13 protein-coding genes are annotated in these 24,501 nt (G+C 43.0%); 11 read left to right on the top strand and 2 right to left on the bottom strand.

Features of this window, described 5'->3' with window-relative positions:
* The first annotated feature begins 12 nt into the window (after positions 1-12).
* The 10 genes from FS373_RS32575 (at position 13) to FS373_RS12600 (ending at position 19,839) form a co-directional block, all read left to right on the top strand.
* Positions 13-4,122, top strand: coding sequence for a baseplate J/gp47 family protein (locus tag FS373_RS32575; protein ID WP_152829585.1), 4,110 nt, complete (start codon positions 13-15; stop codon positions 4,120-4,122).
* The gene (locus FS373_RS12640) at positions 4,115-4,990 is read left to right on the top strand and encodes a hypothetical protein (RefSeq protein WP_144047818.1); all 876 of its coding nucleotides are present in this window, start codon (positions 4,115-4,117) and stop codon (positions 4,988-4,990) included. The genes FS373_RS32575 and FS373_RS12640 overlap by 8 nt, the downstream gene beginning before the upstream one ends.
* Complete coding sequence (locus FS373_RS12635; RefSeq protein ID WP_152829584.1) at positions 4,980-7,487, top strand: hypothetical protein; 2,508 nt, start codon at positions 4,980-4,982, stop codon at positions 7,485-7,487. The genes FS373_RS12640 and FS373_RS12635 overlap by 11 nt, the downstream gene beginning before the upstream one ends.
* Positions 7,488-7,491: 4 nt before the next feature.
* Positions 7,492-12,414, top strand: a complete 4,923-nt coding sequence (locus tag FS373_RS12630) for a contractile injection system tape measure protein (RefSeq protein ID WP_152829583.1) — start codon at positions 7,492-7,494, stop codon at positions 12,412-12,414.
* A 41-nt stretch (positions 12,415-12,455) separates the two neighbouring features.
* Positions 12,456-13,859: an ATP-binding protein gene (locus FS373_RS12625; protein WP_152829582.1), complete on the top strand. Its 1,404-nt coding sequence runs from the start codon at positions 12,456-12,458 to the stop codon at positions 13,857-13,859.
* Positions 13,859-16,507, top strand: a complete 2,649-nt coding sequence (locus FS373_RS12620; protein WP_152829581.1) for a hypothetical protein — start codon at positions 13,859-13,861, stop codon at positions 16,505-16,507. The genes FS373_RS12625 and FS373_RS12620 overlap by 1 nt, the downstream gene beginning before the upstream one ends.
* 94 nt (positions 16,508-16,601) lie before the next feature.
* Positions 16,602-17,189, top strand: coding sequence for a DUF4157 domain-containing protein (locus FS373_RS12615; RefSeq protein WP_227992743.1), 588 nt, complete (start codon positions 16,602-16,604; stop codon positions 17,187-17,189).
* A gap of 37 nt (positions 17,190-17,226) precedes the next feature.
* A complete protein-coding gene (locus FS373_RS12610) occupies positions 17,227-18,159 on the top strand; it encodes a hypothetical protein (RefSeq protein WP_152829580.1) in 933 nt (310 codons plus the stop codon).
* Positions 18,160-18,453: 294 nt separating this feature from the next.
* Entirely contained in the window at positions 18,454-19,320 is an 867-nt protein-coding gene (locus tag FS373_RS12605) for a hypothetical protein (protein ID WP_152829579.1), read from the top strand.
* A 276-nt stretch (positions 19,321-19,596) separates the two neighbouring features.
* Positions 19,597-19,839: a hypothetical protein gene (locus FS373_RS12600; RefSeq protein WP_152829578.1), complete on the top strand. Its 243-nt coding sequence runs from the start codon at positions 19,597-19,599 to the stop codon at positions 19,837-19,839.
* Here the strand turns inward: FS373_RS12600 and FS373_RS12595 are convergent.
* Both FS373_RS12595 and FS373_RS12590 read right to left on the bottom strand, forming a co-directional pair.
* Positions 19,811-21,988, bottom strand: a complete 2,178-nt coding sequence (locus FS373_RS12595) for a cation:dicarboxylate symporter family transporter (RefSeq protein WP_152829577.1) — start codon at positions 21,986-21,988, stop codon at positions 19,811-19,813. The genes FS373_RS12600 and FS373_RS12595 overlap by 29 nt on opposite strands.
* Positions 21,989-22,131: 143 nt before the next feature.
* Positions 22,132-23,034, bottom strand: a complete 903-nt coding sequence (locus FS373_RS12590) for a LysR family transcriptional regulator (RefSeq protein WP_144047808.1) — start codon at positions 23,032-23,034, stop codon at positions 22,132-22,134.
* A gap of 180 nt (positions 23,035-23,214) precedes the next feature.
* Between FS373_RS12590 and FS373_RS12585 the strand changes: the two genes are divergently transcribed.
* The gene (locus tag FS373_RS12585; RefSeq protein ID WP_152829576.1) at positions 23,215-24,495 is read left to right on the top strand and encodes a multidrug effflux MFS transporter; all 1,281 of its coding nucleotides are present in this window, start codon (positions 23,215-23,217) and stop codon (positions 24,493-24,495) included.
* Positions 24,496-24,501: the final 6 nt, after the last annotated feature.

Below are 24,501 nucleotides of genomic sequence, written 5' to 3'. Positions count from 1 at the left end.
CTAGGATGCAATGTGGCAAAAATCATCTTCTTCAGTGTCGTTTGGTCACTCATTATGGAGAATGAAATGACGCGGTTATTGCTTGAAAGCAAACAGGCATTACGCTTGCCTGATGCTCTGGTTGCCGGGCATTTTAATGTTGACGAAATGTCGTTTGAAACCCTGTTAGTGTTTGCTAAACAACTGGCTTCTCAGTTGCATTTTTATGATCACCAAAATAATAAAGCGGGCACATGGGAACCCATGTTTTGTGCCAGTGAGTTGGCAATGATGGCCATGTTGAAAAACATGGATTGTGATCGAATATCTATAGAGTTTGAAGAGGATTTAAAACAGGACCCACAAGCCGCTGTCATCACGATTCTAACCTCGCTTTCAAACATTAATCTCTGGTACCAGCAGTTAAAGCTGTCAGACAGTGAAGCCGCTTTTGAGTTTTGCCTCAAGATATCTTCAGCAGTAGATAAGAAATTACAGCCATGTTTACAGCAGTTGCAAGGGGTTGTAGCGTTTTTAACGCCAGAACAACAACAGATGGCAGAGCAAAAGATAAGACTGTTTGATCCCATATGGGGAGACATTGTTTCTCAATGGCAGCCAAATAGTGCTCGGATGGACACCAACCAGCTGCTCCCGCTGTTACAACAAAACTTTTCTAACGTCATTAATGTGGTTCGGTATCTACAGATGGGGATCGGAGTCTATACCTTAGCGCTAGAGAATCGTTCGGATCATGATCCATCGATGGGTTTGTTTATGGCGTTTTTGAAGATATATCGTCATAGCCAACAAAAGTTAAATCGTTTTACGATGCGACATTTGGATCTCTATTATCGAAAGATATTAAAATTTGAGCCAGCCCCGAGTTCGCCCGAATCAGCATATTTACTGTTTACTCCGACAAAAGGGCTTAGACGGGCAGTACAGATCAGAAAGGGGACAGAGTTTAGCTACGGTAAAGACAGTAATCAGCAAGATGTTATTTTCCACTTAGATGATGACCTCTCGCTTAGCGATGCTCAAGTTAAGTCTGTATTCAACCTTTATCTACATCGTGACCCACTTATTTCTCCTGAAAGCGAGTTGCACTATGTGACTCAGGTGACTCAAAACCAACTCAAGCTTGAAGATAACGCGAATTGTGACTTTACGACTTTTGGTGCTAATGGGCGATTTGGTGGCAAGAGTGCATCGCTAGCCGCGTTAGGTTTTGCCGTCTCAGCGCCGGTGTTAAATTTACGGGAGGGGCATAGAGAGTTAAGTTTAACTATAGCATTGGCAGAACCTCATCCCATTCCATCTCACGCGCTTTACCTGTTAAATACCGCCGACTCAGATGCTGAAAAACGAGATTGCATCTTGGCTATTTTTACCCATTTACTCGAGGCTGAGCCCAGTTTATACGACGGTGAAAACACGGCTGACAACTTGCTTATAAACCTATCAGAAGGACAGCAAGTGGAGATGTTTCTCTGTGCCGAGGAACAACAGAGTTTAATCCATAAAAACTACTTATTATCACTGCTTGTCGAGGCCCCAAATGAAGCACTTTTTTACCGACTATTAGGGCGATTATTTAGTCGGCATACCCTTAATAGAATAGGGCGACATCAACGAAATGCTTGGTTGAGTAAAGCTGATATTCAACAGATAAGCATTAAATCACAAGAGTTTACTGAAACCTCAGGGCTTAAAAGGTTATTACGCTTGTTGAGTCAAGATCAGCTACGCACTTTTTATGAACTGTATGAGAAGATGTTTGATATTAAGCTTTCTACTGAAGAGGGGTGGTTGCAGTCTAAAAACTATCGCATTCAACCTCTGAGTAAAAAGGTGGATGGTGATGAACATGGTGCATATGGTTTTCAATTTATTATTACCTTAACACCAGACTTACCCCCTATAACCCCAATTAACGCTGAGGTTCACGGCAATCAATGGCATTGTGATGAGGGGATGATTCAGTTCGGCATTAAGCCACTGGCAACCTTCTTTCCCTATTCTATTTTTCGCGGTCTTATCTTAAGCGCTATCGACATCGATGTTGATGTAAAAGGGATCACTGACCTGGTGGCCTATAACAATCATGGGAGGGTAGATCCTGCGAAAACATTTGTTCCCTTTGGTGCACAGCCATCACGATATAGCTATCTGGTTTTAGGCAGTGAAGAGATGGCACAAAAGCAAATTGTTGAGTTGGAGATCAATCTTAACTGGAGTGACTTACCTTCTGAACTCGATGGTTTTAAAACTTACTATGCTGGTTATGATTTCCCATTTTGTAATGATACGTTTAAAGGGGAATTAGAGGTCTTAAGAGATGGTAGCTGGCTGAAAGTTAATCCGCAGCAATCGATCACACTTTTTGATGAAAACACCGAAACCAATAGGTTAAAAAGTTTTAAAGTGATTAGATCGGATGTTGCTAATGCGTTTAAACCCGTTGGAGCGAATCTTAAAAAGCAAGCATTCGACTATAATCTTAAAAGTAGAAATGGCTTTATTAAGCTTCAGCTTTCTGAGCCCGATATTGCTTTCGGGCATCAACAATATTCAACCTTGTTGACTAATATTCTCGTTGCCAATGCCCATAGTAAAAAGCCCAAACCATTACCAAACCTGCCCTATACTCCCTCGTTGAGTCGCTTATCTGTTAATTATCGTGCTAATACTGTGATACATCTTCATCCGCAAAATCAGAAAAAGAATCTTCCTCAGCATAGTGTGACCCATATTCACCCCTTTGGCTTCCAGCAAATCTACCCCATCACTAAACATAAGGATCTTGAACTTAAGTACTTGTTTCCTCGATATGCTTTTGACGGCAATTTGTTTATTGGTATTGAGTCATTAACACTGACTGGAATATTGACTCTATTCTTTCATTTCGATGAAAAGGCCAGCCTTAATTCAAGTGATGAGGAAAGCGATGTTCAGTGGTTTTATCTGATTAATAACAATTGGTTACCTTTCTCAAAACGACAAATACTGTCTGACACGACATTTGGCTTAACGACTTCAGGGATCATGACATTTGTTTTGCCTGAAGGGATAAATGTTGAAAACAGTGTGATGCCCAAAGGTTTGTTTTGGCTAAGAGCAAGCGCAAACCAGTCACTGTCTAGCTATGGACGTTGTTTATCGATAACAACACATGCGGGTAAAGCAACACGACAGCTTTCAGGGGAGCTGCAGAGCATTGCTCAGCAAGGCCTTGCTAAATGGAAAACGCTGCATCCGGTGGCAGGACTCGAGAAGGTGACACAAGCTAGGACTCATTTTGATGGTAAGGATCAAGAGAACGATCGTGAGTTTAAGCAGCGAGTCAGCGAACGTCTTAGGCATAAGAATCGGGCGGTGACTTGCTGGGATTATGAGCATTTAATTCTGCAAGAGTTTGCTGAAATTGATCGAGTTAAATGCATTTCAAACTGCATTTTTAACAAACAGGGTAAGCAGCCCGGACATGTTTTAATAATCGTCCGGCCCAAGGTCATAGGCTGTCAGCACCAGTTATGTGATGACTTTAATATCAGTCAAAACCTGCTTAACCGGGTACAGACATTTATCTCATTACATGCGTCCCAATTTGTCAAAATAGATGTCAGGGAGCCAGTATACGAGAGTGTGCAAGTACGCTGCGCAGTTAAGTTTGTACCGGGTATGCATGCAGGCCAGATGATCACACAGTTAAACAAAGATATTTGTGATTTTCTCTGCCCTTGGGGTGAGTCGGCCAATAATAGTGGCTTTGGTTGGCAGCTAATAACCCAAGATATTGACTCTTATATACGCCAGCTTAGTTATATTAAATTTGTCACTGAGGTGTCAGCTTTACACATTATCAAGCGGACACAGCAGTCACTGCCCTATTTTCAGCTGACCGATAGCGTAACAGCAGATGCTATTGAAGACCGAGACAGTAATACAGATATAGCCCCTAGCTCGCCTTGGTGCCTGCTGATGCCTTATGGCCACCAAGTCATCGAGTTGATAAGTGAAGAGATCGATCATAAAGCCAAACAAACAGGGATTAATGAATTAGAAGTGGGGGGAAACTTCATTATCGGTGGTGAAGAGGGCACTGAACAGTGTGTAGAAGGAACTCAACAAGATGGCTAAACGTAACAGGAGCACCCTTAAAAACTACTTCAGAAAAGGTGCGCTACCTCAAACTGAGCATTTCTCAGACTTGATTGATTCATGTTTAAACACCTTAGAAGAGGGGTTTGATAAATCGGTTAATGAAGGTTTTAAAATCTCATCATTAGAGGAGAATGCCAACCTTTTAAGCTTTTACCGTGACAGTGAACCAGAGCAAGTGTTGTGGAGTATTAAATTCGATCAGGAGATAGATAGTTTACTGTTTAAAGCCCCTGAGAAACAGATGCTAGCGAGTGGACAAGTCTCGAGTAAGCCAGTTCCTAGTACACTTTGCATATCACCCCATAGCCGGCTTGGTATCAATCAAGATAAACCTATGCATGCTTTAGATGTCAACGGCATGATTAACGCATCTGGCAGACTTGGCAATGCGTTTGAGGAACAAGATGGGCCGGGGACAGTAAAGGCTGATGGACAATGGCACAATATTACTCCGACATTAGAGGGAGTACAGGCTTTTGAAGTGATGGCTGGTGTGGGGATTAAACGTACTGGCCGCTATGCCATGTTACGGGCTATTGCGATGAACACCTGCAACCCCTCTCGATTATGGTTCGATCTATTTAATTGGTTTACCTTTAAAAAGCCGATTAAGTGCCAACATGCCTACTACTCATCTTCGGCGGATAAGCTGGCAATACGTTGGGTTAATGCACCACAAAGTGAAGAGGGCAGTTCGGCCTATCGCCCTTATTATCTGCAGATGAAGTCAAACACAGATTACGGGGAAGGGGTGAATATATGTTTTCACATCACCAAGCTGTGGGCTGACGAATATATGCAAGATAGCCATGAAGCCCAAACTGAGGTGAGCCATGAGCAGTAGTGCAAGTATTCCTAGGCATGTCGCCAACAAAGATCCCTTAAGTTTTTATAGCTTGAGACATGAAGCGATCGAGTATGCACAAGAGTATTCAGGAGAGATCTGGACTGATTATAACGCACATGATCCTGGAGTGACGATTCTTGAACAGCTCTGTTATGGACTAACAGAACTCAATTATCAAACCGATTTTTCTGCTGAAGACCTGTTGGCTCAAGTCGATGGTTCGCTCAATTATAAGCAGTTAGCGTTAGCGTTACCCGAACAGGTGTTACCCGCTAGAGCATGCACTATTGAAGATTATCAGCAGTTGCTTTTAGATTCGATTGATGAGGTTGATAGGGTGTGGATTAGCCCCGTTAGCTCAGGTTACATAGGCCTTTACAATATCGAACTACAGCTGACACCTTTGATGCAGCAGAAATGTCTGTCTCGTCCCTCTTTGGCCAATAAAATCATTGATAAAGCCTCACATATTTATAGTAAAAATAGAAACTTGGCGGAAGATGTTGCCAAGATAGAGATCGTCAATGACAAGGGCTATCAGCTCATCGCTGATATTCACTTGGTGGATCATTGCGATGCAGAGTATGTATTGGCGCAGATCTATTCAGTTTGCCATCGCTGGGTCATGGGTGAACTTAAGATTGAAAGTTATGAAGAACAACTCAATGCGGGTCGAAGTCTTGAGCAGATCTTAACCGGACCCATTGCATTACATGGTCGATATCGGCTCGATACTCTTGATGGAAATCAGGCACAAAGGACATTAGCATCACTCTACTCAGAATTGAGGAGTATCGAAGAGATTGAGGTTATAGATCAGCTTGCATTAGTCGATGTTGGGGATAGTGCGCCAGCGGAGCAGTCGATAGCACAGGTGATAAGAGACAAAACCTGGTTACAGATGCCTGGTGTTGAAGAAGAGCTGCGAGTGAATTTAAAGCAGCACCATCAATCGATCAATGTGCACTTTGAAACGTTTACAACGCATCTTGAGCATAGCCAGTTTAAGCAATATTCGATGCGTCATACTCGTCAAGAAATTAGCAGCCTATATCAAGTGACGCGTGGACATTTTCGTCAAACACAAGACTATCAATCCATCCAGCAACATTTCCCTAGTAGTTACAATTTGAGCGCCAATGGTATTGGCGCGTTTTCCGCTATAAAAGATAAAGCCAATGCGAATCAGCTACGTGGCTATCTGTTGGTGTTTGAGCAGTTGATGGCAAACTTTTCAAAGAATATTGGCAGTATTAAGTCGCTGTTTTCTATTGATCAAAGTTGCAATTCCAGCTATCAGTTTTACACCTTGGACTCACATGAATTTCATGGCATTGAATATATTTATCCAGCGAAAGAACAACAAAAATTTGATGCTATTTTGGCTGAGTTTGACCATTTTCACGATAGAAAGGGACGGGTACTGGATTATCTACTTGCCCTTTATGGTGAAGAGTTAGATCAATCTATTTTGAGACAGTTTAATTTTTATGACAGCCCTAATGCCTTAGAAGCGCAGGTTTTAGAGAGCAAGTATCACTATCTCAATGATGTGGTGGCAATGGGACGTGATAGAGGTGGGGCATTTGATTACCGCTGCTATCGTACATTTGACAGTAATATCGGTGGTTTTCAACATAGATTAAGCTACCACTTAGGTATGCCAATCAATCGATGGCCCTACACAAGCCTAGTGAAGCGCGAGCCATTAGAAATTGTCAGTGATAGTGAGTTTGAACGGGTAAATTATCCATTACACAATCAGGTCATTCTCAATGATGCGATGGAGAAGCAACTGCTGTCGATTCCTCTAATTAAGACTGAAGAGGCGGTCGATAGACACAAAGTCTCCAAGATGGCGTTGCAATTGCAACCTTTGCAGCAAGGCGTGATCGGCGAATCTTTTTTTAAAAAAGGCGTCGATATTAACAACTATAAATTGATAAAAAGAGATCGCACGTCTGTCTACGATCTCTATCTAACGGAGCAAAAACGTAGAGACTTAACCGCAGAGCAACTGCAAGATTCGGTTCAACCTATCTTTATTGGCACAAGTAGTAATACCAACAAGGTGAACCGCTTGGCTAATATCCTGTGCGAGCATTTGGCCTACCTGAATCGGAGCTGCGAGGGCGTCTATGTGGTTGAGCACCTATTATTGCGACCAATGACAATGAGTGCGGCAGATAAGTGTGAATCACAAGAAGATTCTATTTCATGTCAAATCTCGATTATCTTCCCAGGCTTTACTGCGCGTTGTGCCGATCTTGGTTATCGCCAACGAGCACTGAATGTTGTGCAACAACAATGTCCTGCCCATATCTATGCTGAGTGTTTTTGGCTTGATTTTGGTCAGCTTTGTGAGTTTGAGCAGTATTATATGCTGTGGTTAGAGTTAAGGCGAGACGCCTATCAGCCAACTGACGAGTGTCAGCGTAGTGCCGAGGCGTTATTGAATTTACTGCAGGCTTATCGTGACAATGGATCGGAATGATGCCATGGATAACACTCAAATAGCTATGTCACATCTCGCCAAGAAGCACCGAATCGAAACTGCGGTGCTGGATCTGTCTTTTGATGAACAATCGATGGCCGATGGATTTCAGCAGCAAGCACATACTTATGTACTACATACTTTGCTTCCCGCCATAGATCGTGTGTTTGAGCAACATCAACAAGGTTGGGAGATCTGTATCGATAGGTTGGAGATTGATCTTGGCGAGCTTGATGGCCGTGATTATCTTAGCCAACTTGAAACCAAGTTAGTTGCCGCATTGTCAGAAAAAATGATGGAGCTCAATAGCAGCAGTTCTGGTTTGGCAGTGGTCACGTCGAGTGAGCAGCCAGACGGCATCATTAAGGAGATTAGTTTTCGTAAGTTGAGCTCAGAAGAGAGCGATTGGCAGCAATTATGCTATTTTTTGAATCGTGGTCAACTACCTTGGAGTAGTCCGTTTGCGACGGGGAAACTCACATCACAGGGGTGGCAAGATTGGCTAGTGGTTACATTATTTAAAAATATTAAGCCGCTCACGACTCTGTTGAATCGTTCTCCCTATTTAGACAGCTTACTCAGTCGCTTGGTTTTGCAATTATCGATTGAAAAGAGTATCGAGTTGATTTTAAAGCTTGCTCAACCATCGCGAATAAAACAGGTACGTTATCTATTCAAATTAATGTTCAACTATGGCGATGATGCCGCAAGTTCTGCATTAGAAAAACGACTTTATGCTAACGGAGCCTTATTAAATTCGGCAACGAATAATGAGAAGTTATTTTTTATTCGCGCATTGTTTAAAGCACTATTGACGGGAAGTACCAGGCAGTCTGCGGATGCTGTAGAGCCCATCAATGAATGGTTTCCAGCATTAGTGGATATTGGTCAACGCTATCTTTCTGATGAGCTTAAACCTGAGTTTTCTGCACAATTTAACGATACTAATTATCAAAAACAGCAGGACAAGAGCAGTCGAACCTTGCTCGTTTCTGCACTTCTTATCAAGGCTATTCTCAGTGGCGATATTGATCAACTTCAATCAGTATGGCACTTAGCGGTAGGGGAATACCGCACAGAATTTCTCAAACTAGTTATACATCTAGGTCAACAGGCCGAGGTTCGATATCGTTTATCGAAAGCCTTAAGTGAGTCGATGTGGCAGCAGCTATTGGAGTTAATTGAGCCTACAGAAAGCGACTTTATCCGCAGGATCTCTTTATTGTTCAAGCCAGTTAAAGAGCGTGCTGTGGATATGTCATCAGCATCTGTTAAAACACTGAGCGACAGTCAGAGTAAGCAGCAATTTTGGTTGTTTACGTTAACCTACTTGCTGGTTGAGCGAGGTAGTCAGTTTAATCGTAAATCCTACCTGCAGAGCATGCTCCGTCAAAATGCATCTCATCACAATATCAGCCAGATGCAACTGCATCAATTATTGCTTCAAACTCTTGAGTCACTTCCAATGGAGTCTGCGCTTAAGCGCAATATGCATGTTCTGTTGAGTCAATTACAGGGTGAGTTGGCAGATCATAATCTTGATGAAAAGCTAAAAGTTGCAAGTCATGAGGTTAAGCTTACTGCGGAACAAATCGCACTTGAAGATATCGCGACCGCTTTGAATTTAGGGCGTTACGATCGGCTTAAGTTGCATTGGAGCCATTATGTGTCTGCTTATCCTGATGCGCTGATCACCAGTTTGTATCTCTACGGCCATCAACCCATCTGTGTGACTGCAATCGTGACTCATTTTACCCTTGCCATGCTCAGAGACACGCTTGGACTGCTGGCACCTAAAGAACGGCAATTTATCCAGCCTCTAATAGAGCAAACTCCCTTGCAGTTAAAAAAAGTAGAGATGGCTAAGCCAATAGAGCAACGGGAATTAACTAAGCAACTTTGGGAATTCACCTTTAGTTACTTACTGGTTGAAAGGGGCTCCAACTTTAATAATTTAAGTTATTTGGGCTATATCACTCACAAAATAGCTGCGCATAACAACCTAGACCATCAAGAGTTTGTTCATCATCTTGCCAGTGCTTTTTACTCGTTAGAAGCGCCTTCCGAGATGCAAAAGCAGCTGCTACTGTTATTAGCTGAATTATTACTGGAACCTGTAATTAACCTAAAACAAACAGAGTCCTCTTCATCGTCTGTAGAGCTTGCTCAAGCGCCGGTTAACATCACAGACAAAACCCGTCAGCAGTATCGTCAGTTTATACTGGCCCTAACCGCTGGGGACGCAACTCGCATAGAACAGGTCATTAAAGATTTAGATAATAGTGATCGCGCATTCGTGATCCGTGTCTTGCATTACTTTTTGAAACCAGCTAATCGTTATACGTCACCTCAAGGCTTAATGACTCGCGCGCAAGATGCAATCGATCGCTACCTGTTAGCATTGCCTAGGTCAACACTAACTGCACTGCTGCAGTTGTTATACCCGACGAGCCAGCAATGGCTTGGTTCTTTGGTTAACTCCCACTCTATTTTGTGTGTTGGGCTGCCTTCGCTCAATACATTCAAGGCATTCGATGGGAATGGGGGCATCCCATCTTTACAACCGCTTATAAGCTCAATGTCACTGCGACGAGTGATGACATTCTCAAAACAACTGCAACGACATATTTGGCGTGAGATCTGGCAATCGATAGGACACTCAATAAAAGAAGAAGCCGCTTCAGGAACTGAAATTTCTGAGCTTTCTGAGCAACTCATTATGCGGGTTTTCTCCCGTGTAGCAGAATTTAGAAACTGTACGCTAACTGCATTGTTGCAGGCCATTGAGCTGGAGCATCAGATTAATGGCGTTGGCGGATATCTCTCTGAACTCGTGACACGGCAACTCAAATTAATCTTAAAGGACAATGACTCAAGAGCGGGTATTCAGCAGCGATATAAACAAGTGAGTAGCAATATTGAAATCGACAGTTATCTCGATGTTGATGCGCTAAGCGCTGAATCTCAGCTACAGCAGTTGGAGCATTATCAAAGGATCTCTGCGGGTTTAACGCTTGTCAGCCAGCATATTTTCTTTGCTGTTAATCACGCTAAACAGATGCCAGAACATGAGCTGAAAGTGAAACTTCAGCAAGTTATATATTGGCTGGCGGAGTTATTTCAACAGGAGCCCGTCGCAGCATTGAGTTGGTTAAAACGGGTGATGTTCGGCTCATTTCAGTGGCAGCATATTTGGCGTGCTTTGGCTGATATTCACCTTGACGAGTTATTCGATAGCTTGAGACAAATCCTGCCTGTGACGAGCGTGAATATGCTCCTTTCTGAACTGCGGCAGCACATTGGTCTCTCAGTTGGCTTTAATCAAATTTATCGTTTCAGTTACACGTTAACCCAGCAATCTGAGCGGTCACATCATCTGCCTGTGGCACTCGCTAATGATGTTTTACTGGTGAATGACGTTCCCTGTTATTCGAGTCGAAATACCAAAGAGCGGGTAGGGCTTGCATCTAATACCAAGCATGTGGCCAAGAGTGTCATACCCCAGCCGACAGCAGATAAAGTGGCTGCTATTTCTAATCAGACCGGGACTAAACGGGCCGTGTCTAATCAGGCCGAGAGAGGTCCGGCTAGAATGAAGCCGTCAGTAATAGCCTCTCACCAATCACCCCCTAAACTCGTTAACCTCGAGGCAGGTAAATCCGTGATAGCTGAACAAGCTATAGAGGTTTTGAGCACTGAATTTGAGTCGCTATTGGTAAAGTTATCGCAAGCCAATTCGCACCATATCTCTGCAATTTTGTTATCTCGTTTTTATCCTTGCCTGAAAGCCTTGATGACCTCAGATGCGGCAACTTTGAAAATTCTACTGCTTAACTACCTCTCTTCAAACGAGGTGGCTAAGCTGGTGTTCAAGCATCGTCCCGCTACTGAGTGTCATGAGCTGCTGATCCTACTGTTTTCAACGCGATATCTCTCATTGCAGAAGATTATCGACCTATTGGCCCTAGTCAGCGGCAGCATTAGAGCAGCGACCCTTGACCCGCTACCTCAGTGCTTGTTTATTATTGATTATTTACTGCATCATCGTCAGGTTAATTTTAGTGATGTTGTGACTGCCTACCTCACCATGCTGTATGACAGTAGGGCTTCTGTTTCGGTCATTTTTAGTGCTAACAATCGGTTTAGTTCAAGAGAACTGTTTTTTACGCAGATTGTTAGAGAGCTTAAAGCTGCATCCAGTACCAATTTAGCTCCCGCTCAGATAAAGCAATGCATCAAGATAATTGAATTTCAGAATACTAAAAAAAGCTCTGTCTCAAAGCCAAACCAGCGAGTGGTAACCAATAAAAATCAAAGTAAACCTTTATCCGATAAGACGCAAAAACAGCTCACCTTAGTAGAATTAGAGCGCCTTATCTATGGATTATCAGCACAAAACACAGCAGAAGATTTAGAGACCGAAGGCGATGAAATTCATATTGCGAATGCGGGTGTAGTGCTTGCTTCGCCATACATATCTAGACTTTTTAGCATGTTAGCTTATACCGAGTCGGGTCAGTTTATTGATGAACAAGCACAAGAGCGTGGCGCACAGTTATTGCAGTATATGGTCACAGGCCAGAGTGAAGCCGGGGAGTATCAGTTGACGCTTAACAAGCTGCTGTGTGGCATAAAAACAGCGAAACCACTTCGTTATAGCATTGAGCTGTCAGATCAAGAGAAAGAGACCGCAGATGGTTTACTGGTCGGGATCATCGATAACTGGAAAACACTAGGTCAAACGACACCAGAGGGATTAAGAGAGACATTTTTACAGCGAGATGGCGTGCTTTATCGAGAGAAAGAGGCGTGGAAATTACAGATCCAAACTAATGCGTTTGACATGTTACTTGATAGCTTGCCATGGAGTTTTTCGGTGATCAAGTTTCCCTGGATGGAACGAGTGTTACATGTTGAATGGCGATGAGTTCATTGCTAAAACCTGAGTGTAATGAAAAGGATGAAAGGATGAAAGGATTACAGGTTGTGACGACCAGTGAAGTTGAAGATCAAGCCTTAAGCACCTCGAGTCACATCGAGGCCAATGCGGCGACTTTACAGCGAGAACTGGATTGGTTTTCTCAGGTGCTGGATTTAAGAGTTAAACTCTATTTTCAGCAAGAGAGTGAGCTAACGAGTATTGAGCAAGTATTGATCCCAGAACTTTGTTTTGATCATTCTCACTATGCGCTATGGGTTAAGAAACATCTAACAACAATGGAAGAGCGTCTGGTGCTGGTTATGGCAATGATCCCCCATATCAAGCCGCAGCTGTTCGATACGTTTTTTATCCGTAACAGTAATTTTGATCGTGCTTATACCGAGTTTGGCGGCAAGCAGGGGCAAACCCACAGCGGTTTTCTCCCTACCTGTGAGACCGCCGCATTTGTAGTTTCTGGCGAGGATTTGACTAGTCGGTTCAACATAGCTGCCCTGTTCGAAGTACCACATCCATTTCTAACTCAAAATGTGCTCAGCCTTAACACCCCTAGCGAAGGGGAGCCATTCTTTAGTAGTGCTTTCTCAATACAGGTCGAGTATCTAAACCTGTTCACCACAGGGGTGACGGAGAAACTCGATTACTCCAATCAGTTTCCAGCTAAATTGATCACCAGTGAGCTAGATTGGAGCGATCTGGTATTAGCGCATGAAGTCATGTCGGAGATAGACAAGATCAGAACTTGGATTAAACATTCAGCTCAGATCTTAGATGAGTGGGGGTTATCTAAATCATTAAAGCCTGGCTATCGTAGTTTGTTTTATGGACCTCCAGGTACAGGTAAAACACTGACGGCAACCTTGATAGGCGCCGAATTGGGCTTGGATGTATATCGTATCGATCTCTCTTCTATGGTCTCTAAATATATTGGGGAAACAGAGAAAAATTTGGCAAACTTGTTTGATCAAGCATGCAATAAGCGTTGGATCCTATTTTTCGATGAAGCGGACGCCCTGTTTGGATCGAGAACTCAGTCGGGAGGCGCCAATGAGCGTCATGCTAATCAAGAGATAGCATATTTGCTGCAACGTATTGAAGATTTTCCCGGCATTGTGATTCTGGCAACTAACCTGAGAGCGAATATTGATGATGCCTTTTCAAGGCGTTTTCAATCACTGATTTATTTTCCTATGCCAGATGCTGAACAACGTTATCAGCTATGGCTCAATATGCTTAATGGACACTATCCTGAGGGGGAGACCGATTCATTACGTGATATAGCAGAAAAGCATGAACTTGCAGGAGGTGCGATAGCCAATGTGATCCGTTATGCAGCGATTTCGGCAGTTCAGTCTGGCTATGAAAAAATCGATCACCACGATCTTTGCATAGGTATTGCCAAGGAGTTACGCAAAGAGGGAAGGACAATTTGATGAATATTGGTCGCTTTCTTTATAGGCTTAATGGATTACGCTTGCTCCCTCTAGTCATGATTTCACTGCTGTTCTGTGGGCTGAGTCAGGCTTCACCGTCGAGTCAATTATGTCAGTCGCAGATAGATAAAACGAAACATGACCCTATATTAAAAAGCAGAATATTCGGCGATCTGGTGCAGAGTAACTTAGCGGTTATCTATAAAGATAATGCCTCCTACCAAGCTGATTTTAAGAGCCCAGGCGAACTACTCTCTGACGGTAAAGTCGGGCGAATAACCGATAAGTGGCTTGGATATTTCTGTGATGAGTTTAATCAAGCCAGCAAGGAGAGTAGTAACAGTGACTTTGTCGCTAACATGCTAAGTTCGTTAGTGACTGTGGCGCAGCTCACCGATAATTACCCGTTATGGCGGCAAGCGTTAGCCAGTGATGAGTTTCAGTTATGGCTCTCACAGCAGATCAAACTCAAACTTATCAGTGAGCCGACCTGTTCTGGCTTGCCAGCTTGCTACGGTACACCGATTCAGTTGCACAGCATTTTCGATAAATATTATCTACAGGAGCAGGAACAAGTTGTAGCCGATCCTAGTTACTACACTCCACCGGTAAAGATTGAGGACAATTATTATCTATTGGATAGTAATGATATTGAAACCTTAACCTCTTGGAGTGAGCAGGGGGGCCTATTACAGGCCGCGACCACAAAAACCTTTAAGACTGACAGTGATATAGGTGCAGTACTAACTCCTATCTTAACGAGTTTAATTGGCGATCTAGGTAGTGACACTATGGAGAGTGAATTAGCTCTGTTAGTCACCGTTACTCCAGCCCAGTATAAAGTGACTAAAACAAAAGATAGTGCAACAGACACTAAGTCTACAGATACTAAGTCTGTAGAAAACCAAGTTGAAACTAAAGCTGCGGATAAAAGTTCTGCTGAGTCGTCGGTGCAGCCTGCTAGCGTTACAACTAAGCAGCTTGTGAAACCTGCTAGCTATGCCGTGAACAGTGAAGCCATTACCCAGCTTTATCAGCGCTACTCAATTGTTAGCCTTTCGTCTGACCAGCTTAAGTTACTGACGCCGCTGGCTGATCAAAGCTTTGCCAACCTTTATCTGTTTCAAGTTGCGTTAAAGGATCTTTTACTAGCAAATTCAGCCAGTACACAGCTCAAAAGCCAAGGGCTTAGCGACCTCTATCAAGTCGCTAAAAAGCAGGGGAAAGTGCCAACTGAGGTCAACAACCCACTGCAATGGAATGCTACACCTGGCTGTGGTTGTGCAGACAATATCGCATTAGAGGGGCTCAATACCCGTTTCTATTACGGGTTCTATCAATACTGGCAAGAAAATGAGCTGACTATCGATTACAGCAAGTTGACACGCCTAGCCTACTTTTCGGCATCGATTCAGGGTAACAAGGTGACGACTCCGCCAAATTGGCAAGCCGATAAGCCCAATTCGCAGTTTATTGTGAATGCTCATAACCATAGAGTGAAGGTTGATCTGGTGTTTTCAAATGGTCAATTACAGTCATCAGGGGAGGAGGTATCGATACTTTTTAATGATGATCTTATCGACCAGATTGTCACGACGGTGAAAACTCCGTTAAGGGGTTATGCCATTAATAAGTTTAAACCCATCATGAGTTTAGGGACAAGTCCCAAAAGAACCATGGCTGACGGTGTAACCTTGAATCTAGACCTGAGGTCACTTAAAACCGTGGCCGATTTTGAGATGTTTATCCGCTTTATTAAAAAGTTAAAGCAGCAGTTATATCTATCTGAAAAGACAGATATGGCAGGGATTGAAGATCCTTACTATCTCAACATATTGGTGCCAGCCTACGACCTCATCGATAACAGTTCTAGCTTTTACACGATTGATAATCTTAATCGTATTGAGCCTTATATCAATCTGTTTATCATGAATTTCGACTCCTTAGCCATAAGTGAGCAGCAATCTATTAATGAGCAAGCTATTGATAATAAAGGGGTAAGCGAGCTAGTGGCAGAGTCTGGTTCAGTTAATAGCAATGAGCAGGTTTCAAGCTCGACAACCTATAAAGTCAGCTTGTTGAAAGAGCTAAGAACTCAGTTAGGTGATAAGCAATACTCTGATATAGCAGGAAAAATATTCAATAAAACGATCCCGTTGATTAATGTCGACGATAAGTTTCAGGAGCTAGAGCAAGTTTTAAATTACAGTAAATGGAGCTATTTAGGCGCTGCATTTTGGTCTTACCCACTCTCATCTGAGGTGTCTGAATTGATCAACAGCACTTACTTTGTCTCTGAAGAGGTTGAGTTCTCAGCGCTGGTTCCTGCGGTAACGCTTGCCACAAAAGTGTGTAACACCCTTTGTCCATTACGATGGCAATTGCGAGTGGTTATTTATTGTCTTATCGGATTAGTGCTTATTTACGCGGTAGCGTCTATCTGGGCATTTAGGTTAAGACAACTGTTTAGTCGCTGGTACTTCCTATTATTTATGTTAGCCAGTGCAATGTTCATCATGTTGGTGTTTAGCTGTGATCCCTATTGGAAGGAGCAGCAGCAGCTGTTTATTTTTATTTTTGTATTAATCGTCTTCGCGGCAAATGTTATTAGGCAGAGAGAGAAAAATAATCGTAGCAACTTGCCATAGTTATATTAAGTGTATTGAGTCATAGGTAAGGCCGTCTTAATGCAATAGGTAGCTAGATTACCTGTAAACCGAATGATTAAGAGAGGGAGTTTTTATGTCAGTAAAGCAAGAGATAGAGCAGGAGCAAACTGCACAAGCTAAAAAAGTGTCCCATCAGCAAGTTGATAATAATCGGACTTTACAAGCAAAAACTCGGCTGACTATGCAGGATAACCGCGACACTAGTCATCAAATAAAGCAGCTGAAAGCCGCGCTTGATGAGGAGGAGTTATCCCAACATAAATCGGTAACAGCCTCCCATCCTATCAATGCAAATCGTAATGCCAGCAGCCCTGTAAAAAATGCTGAGACGACGCTGCAAGCCAAGAATAATACTGGCTTACCCGATAATCTTAAATCGGGCATGGAAAACTTATCTGGCATGAGCCTCAATCATGTGAAAGTGCACTACAACTCGCCCCAACCTGCTGCAGTGCAAGCTCATGCTTTTGCCCAAGGCAGTGATATCCATGTCGGCAGTGGTCAAGAGAAACATCTGCCCCATGAACTTGGACACGTCGTACAACAGGCACAGGGACGGGTGAAACCGACGACGTCGGTAGCTGGTATGCCAGTGAATGACAGCAGCAGTCTGGAGAATGAAGCCACTGTGATGGGGGATAAAGCACTTCGTGGTGGGTAAGAGGTAAGAGATGACCTAATTTAAAAAGGATTGAGATATGTATGAACAAGTAGAGAAACCAAAAGAGAATAAAAATCGAGCAGTTGCTAATTCTGGTACTCAGAAGAAAAATAAGGTGAAGCAAGGTTTTGGGTTTGTGGATAATCGACCTGATAGTGTTGTACAAAGATATCAACGAGAGGTGATTGAAGATATTTCTTCAAAGCAAAACAATCCAGCCAATAAAAAACAAGTAAGTACACAACGAATCTCAAGTGGTGGAGTTAATTCTCACATAACGCAACGTAAGCCTTATAATCTTAAGCACATTAGTCGTCTGCTCGAACTTCCTTTAGAAAAGAGATCGCTTGTATTAGAACATCAGTCTTCTCAGCATTTGAAAAGAATTACAGAATTACTCATTGATAGGGCTTCAGATCCGAATGTTCAGGAAACAATTCGTGTTATAAATGACATTGTTAACCAGAGTCAATTAGGTGAAATAACAAAGCTGGGGAAATCAGCAAATTGGGCAAATGCTATGTTGTATATTGATGGCAAGTTGTGCAATACCATAAAAGCTCAAAAAAGTGGGTTATCGCCTGGCCGAAAAAAGAATAAGTATGGCCGGGCTACTGATGGCGGAGTAAAAAAGAGTGAAATAGAAATTTCTGTAAATGACTCCGAAGCAACTGTTTTTAACATGCTAAAGCCCAAAATAGACTTCAACAAAATTAAAGAAGCTAAACATTCTATAGAACTGGTTTTTGTCAGTACAAATGGAGCCTGTGATGGATGCAAGAGTAGGATAAATGCATTTGTTAGAAATGAAATAATTCCTTTAATCTCTAAAGGAGTAAAAGTTTCATCTAAATACAAATATTTAAAAGATGAAAAATCAACAGAAAGAGGAAGCGTTAAAACACAGTATGGCTGGAGTGGAGATGAAAAGGAGGGAGGCTTTTCTGTTCATAATTCTACATATAATTAAGTTTAATTGTCTGACATCGGATTTTAATATCCAAAGTTATTGACGTAAAATTCGTAGCAAACATCTTCATAAAGTGGTCAATTCTTACATTGTTATGATCACGTGGAAGTTACAATCCCATAACAAAACCTAAAAATCATTAAAACGCTTTTTAGCCTCATTGTTAAGGTCATAGTTCTCTAAATGACCTGTTATAAACTACATCCTTGTAGCGATCGGTAATTGCTCCTGCATTACTCTAATAAGCTACATCCTTGTAGCGATCGGTAAAACTAACTTAAAAGGATTTGAGATATGTACGAACAAGTAGAGAAGCCAAAAGAGAATAAAAGTCGGTCGGTTGCTAAATCAGTTGCTCAGAAGAAACATAATGGGAAGCAAAGGTTTGGTTTTATGGATAATCGACCTAAAACTGGCTTGCAAAAAAATAGCAGTGATAGGGCAACAGCAACAGCTCAACTTAATGGAGGTATTGTCCAAAGGAAGTTAGGCTTTGATAAGAGCGCTGAATATTTATCGCCAAGTAAGCTAGATAAATCAATGAAGCCAGCAGTATTTGATGTGATCTGTCATAAAGTTTCAGAACTCGATGCTAAAGTTTTGGTCACTGGGGCTGAGCCTGCCAGTGGCTCTGCATCATATAATTACGCTGAAGAACATGAGCAAGGCATAATCAAAGTTGGTTCTGTAGATAAATATTCTCCAGATATTGCGAAAGGAGTGAAGGGGAAAAAGGTAATAGCTTTAGCACATGAAATGCAGCATGCATTGGATGATTTAAAACCAGGTGGAAAACTGAAAGGAAAGGTTAGAGGCTCAAGTAGTGATTGGTACCCCAAGATCATTAGTGAATTGAGGGCTCACTTGACCCAAGCCATTGCAACAAAACAGATGCAAAAGGCTGGCAGCTCTGTATCTCAGACTGATGCTTTACTAGCAGGAGGCTACAATGAGAAAGGTTTTGAAGTCGGTGGTTTTATGTATAACAAACTGTTGGCATATTTCGAAGCTTATAAGGCGGATATGGAAACGGGGTTAAGTCGGGAGGCTAAATCTGACAACAAAGTATGGAGAGAAGCTCAGGTTAATGAATTTATATTCTTGAACTGGGGAGAAATAAAAGAGTATATAGATATACTTGCTGCCATTGATAAAAAGTAGCCAGTGACAAAACTGTACATCATGAAAATGCTTATTAGCCTTATTGGAATGGTCATAGCAGCCAGTTTGATCTACCCGACCCTCACCTTGTTTCTATTAGTTAAAGCATATGCATGGCTGTATTCGCCACTGAAAATCAAAATAATCTTAGACCTAAAGGCTGAAAGTTAATGGTCACTTCAAGGGGGATGTTGTTTTCATGTAATGTATATGAAAATAATAATAAAAGTTACCAGATATTGAAATGCTCTGGTGCTGACAAGGAGCAGCAGTCCCATGAAGTTCACCATTTCCGCCATTGTGCTTTCGCTTTTTAGTTGTCAGTCGCTAGCTGCCGATTACGAAGGTAAGTCTAATGCTGAGCTTGCCAGAGAACTTGCTAACCCCAATACGCCGCTCACTAGCCTTAAATTTAAGACTCAATATCGAACCTATACGAGCTCGATGCTGAATCGGAGCAATCTGGCACCACGATTATCGAATTGTTTTATCAATCCACCCAGTGCAGCACATCTCTGATGATAGACCAGCGAGGTTTAACTTCTGTAGCGCCTTGGCCCAGCATCCAATAGTTGTAAATCCTGTCTTGATGACCATCGACCTTACGCAGTTTCTGCCAGTTATTAACGTAATTCAGTAGCGATTGGTTACTCTGAGCCACCGCATAAGCCACCGGATACCGTGAGGTGGTTTCAGGAATAGCGATACCGTAACCCGGGAAGAACAAGGTCCAGGCGGAGCCAGCCTGAGCACTGATCACTACGGCGTCATATTTGGGCTTTTTTTGTCTAAAGAAGTTCTTATAACCAGAGATTTTTACGAAGGTGAGATTCGGATACCTCTTCTTCGCCTCTTCGATAATGTCGCCATGTTCGACATAGGCTATGGTGATATTTTTCATCTCTAAAATGTCTTCATTGCTCTTAAACTTGTTCACCATATGATCGCGTGTGGCGATGGCTAAGTTTAGTTCGAGTACCGGCTCGGCATAACTTAGCTTGTCCATTTGCGCGATATCCATGGCGAGTCCCGACATGGCGATATCGAAGAAACCTGCTTTTAACGATTCTGCTAACTTGTCTTTTTTGAAGGGGATAAACTCAATTTCAACACTTAAGTCTTCGGCAAGTTTTGACGCCATAGCGCTGTCGAAGCCCACTAACTGACCGGCATTATTGTAGTAGCTGAAGGGCACGTTACTGGGGATGTAACCGACCTTGAGTGCTCCTCTGGCCCGAATTGCCTCTAGGTTCGCTATCGGAGAAGTTGGCGTCTTGCCGAGTTCCGGGAACTGTCTTTTTACCTTAGTCGGCACCTTATCGGCGACCTGCATGTTGGCGATGACACCGCTGGTGATCTCCGGGCTATGAATAAACATGCCCATGCCGATGCGCAAGCTTACTATGGTTAGTAGGATACCAATACCTATGCCTACACCCATCTTGATAAGCCTAGGGGGGCTGAGTTTGAGGCATTTGTGGAACAGGGCTGCGGTTAAAATGGTCAGCACAAATAGATTCATTACCGCGGCAATGGAGTTAAATTTTCCGGTAATAAAGCCTGACATCACGAACAGCTGGAACAGATCTGATGGCAGATGTACCAGATCTAACATGAAAGGAATAGCCACATAGACACTGCCAAACAGAGATAACAGGCCACTGATAGACAGAGATGGAATAGCACTTAAATCTACCGGCGTACCATTAAACCAGCCTGCGAAGAATACAAACAGAATCACCGTTAACTTACCTATGTTAGGGAAGGTAAAGGCGATAGGCACTAAAATCTCAATCAAGGTGGCACCATCTTCGGTGAGCTTGTCATGCTGCTTCATGATCTGCTTACATTCTTCGATAATCACAGGGATCACGATGAAGATATTACCGGTAGCGAAAGCGGTGATCAGGCTGGCCTTACTGATACTCAAGGCTTGATGAAAGGTAATCGGCGTCAGTGAGGCGACAATCCAGGGCAAGATCCAGAAGGTCAGTAAGAGACAGAGTACGAAGTAGCTGATGAGATAGACCTGCATACTGGCAAACTCATCCACTCCCATGGTGCCTGCCGCTGAGGCCGACATGGCAAAAATACCGATAGGCAATATCTTTATCAGGCCGCGGGTGATGCGAGAGAAAATCTCGCTGGTGGTGTGCATAAAGGTTAATATTTGCTGCTTATGCTCTCCCTCCATACCGATAAGGGCTAAGCCCATGGCGATACTGAATACCACCATGGCGGGGACATAGCCCGCTGCCATAGATTCGAATGGGTTAGAGGGAATATACAGCTTGAAATAGTCTATGGCTGCGGCGGGCTCTATGCTGCTGATGCTAAAGAACGAAGCCGACTCAACAAAGGGAAATGACAGCGGCATCATGGCTATTACCGCCAGTGCCAGCAGCCAGAGCAGTAGCATTATCATGCCGGCCCGGCTAAATATGAGTGTCGCCGTGCTCTTTTGTAGCTTGCCAATACCACCGATTAAGGAGACTAAAATATAGGGCAAAACCGTCATCTGCATCAGCAAGATAACCGCATTACCTATGGTGCTGAGCCAGCCTACTGATTCACCGAAAAAAAGCCCCACACCGAAGCCAAGGAACATAGCGATCAACATCTGAGTTGAGCTAGTCATAGAAACTATTTTTTTAACCACGAATGACATCCATATACAAAACTGCCAGATAAGCTCGTTGATTTCAATTTGTTGAAAATTTGAGCGTAACAGAATGAAAAGTTAACATTAACACAGAGAATTAGCTCAATATTCTAACATGTGTTCGATTGAAGTTTCTTGTAAATGAGTGACTACTTTTGCGAGAGTTGCTCGACAGTTAAATCGATAAATGCCCTCACTTTAGGTGAAAGATGTTTACGACTCGGATACACCACAAACACATCAATTTCAGGGGCGGGGAGGTCTTCAAACAGGATCTCAAGTTTTCCTGACTTTATTTCTTCTTCCATATAGAACATAGGTAATCGGCAGATCCCCAGGTCATCTAAAACCAGGGCTAACTCCATTTCGGCGCTGTTACAGACTAATTTTTGCCTAACCTCTACGGAATAAGCTTTGCCCTCTTTATCATTAAATTGCCATTTGTTCGGTGATTTATGATTGCTATAACAGAAGCAGTTATGACGGCTTAATTCTTGTGGGTGGTGGGGACGACCATGTTTAGATAGATATCCAGGGCTGGCGACAATATAACCTTTACAGCTAAATATCTTACGGCAGATGAGGCTTGATTCCTCAAGCTGCAACGAGGCACGTATGGCAAGATCGTAACCTTCTGCGACTACGTCAACTTTACGATCATTGAGGTCAAGATCTAAGGAGACATTGGGATAGAGGCGCATATATTCAGCTAAGATGGGCTGCAGGTAGTTATTGCCAAATCCGACCGGGGTGCTAAGTCTTAGGATGCCTTTAGGTGCAAGCTCGTGCAGAGTCAGCATGTTCACCGCTTGTTCTGCATCGGCGACTAACTGCTGACACTCTTGATAGTAAGCCTTTCCTTCTGGTGTCAGACCTATGGAGCGCGTGGTGCGATTGAGTAAACGCACGCCAAGCCGCTCTTCGAGCTTATTAACTTCCTTACTGATATAAGACGTTGAGTGTCCCATCAGCTCGGCTGCCGCCGAAAAACCACCAGTTTTCACTACCTGAGTGAATACCATGACACCATCAAAAAGCTTATTCATAGTCATATGGAAATAGTCTTTATCAATTAAGGTTATTAATCCCGAATAACTATCAATATACACTTATCACTATTGAATGTAACAAGCTTTGCAATTAAGGCTTGTGACAAACCATTGTGATTCGTGTCTGAGGCTAGGTTTGGAACTTTTGAGTTCTGCTAAGCAAATAGGCAATAAGGAGATGCTATGCAGCACAACGTCAAACTCTATATTCTAGTCACAGGTCTGCTATTTGGGTTATCTCCTTTAGCAATCGATATGTATCTGCCAGCATTACCTTCGATGGCTAGCTCACTGTCGGTTTCTATCAACGATATGGAGATGTCGGTGGCGGTATTTCTGCTAGCCTTTGCATTGGCTCAACCTGTGTTTGGTTTGCTCGCCGACCGTTTCAATAAATTGAACTTGTTGCTGTCGGGTTTAGTGATATTTACTCTTTCAAGTTTGGCTGTGCCTATGGTTGAAACTGCTGATGGGCTTTATCTGGCCCGCATGTTTCAGGCGATTGGCGGAGCAAGCTCAGTGGTATGTTTTGCTATGATCCAGCAAAAATTCGATATTCAAAAAGGCTCGCAGATTATCACTTATGTGATGGCGACTGTGGTTATCGCACCGTTAGTCGCACCTATGATAGGCGGCCAAATACTTAAGCATGGCAGCTGGGAAGAGATCTTTTATGTCCTCGCCGGTGTGGGAGTTTTCGCCTTTGTGTTGAGCTTATTTACCCACAGCGAAAAGCTTGAAGCTGTGAATAGCAAAGCACAGAATGGCAAAGCACAGAGCAAGAGTGCGGAAAACGAAGAGGCTGAACAAGTAGCAAGTTCATCATTCGCTGACTTTATTGCCATATTTAAACAGCCATTGCCGATTGCCTTTATCTTTCTTGGTGGTTTTGGTTTTGCGGCGCTGTTCTCGTTCGTCGCCGGATCTGCCTTCGTTTATATTGATTTCTTTAAGGTTAGTGCTGAAAATTACAGCTATTTATTAGGTTTAAATGCCCTGGCTATGATATCTGGCAGCCTGTTAAGTGCTAAGGTATTCGCTAAGGTCACACCCAACAAGAAAGCCATTATTGCCGGTTTGTTTCTAGGACCATTGAGTTTCCTATTCTTTGTATTAGCGCAGATGCAAGCCCCGTTAACAGCAATCGTTATCAGCGTATTTATGTTCAACATCTTGCTCGGAATGATTTCGGCTAATGCGATTTCAGCGGCTATGTCATTTTATCCGACTCAAGGTGGGGCAATTTCGGGAGTGTTTGGACTCTGTCAGTTTGCCTTAGGTGCGGTTTTTAGCGGTGGGATCAGCTTGTCCCATGCGCACTCCCCGGCAGTATTACTGTCTTTTATGGGGCTAGCCTGCGCTGGTGCAGCCATGTGCAGCACATATTTATATACGCGTTCTTGTAGCGAAGATTCAGAATTATCGACCCAAACCAATGCCACAGAGCCTTGCAGGTCACTATAGCCCCGT

The sequence above is a fragment of the Shewanella sp. YLB-07 genome (genome assembly GCF_009377275.1).
The sequence above is the reverse complement of the archived record's forward strand: the minus strand, read 5'-3'. Positions and strand labels throughout refer to the sequence as shown.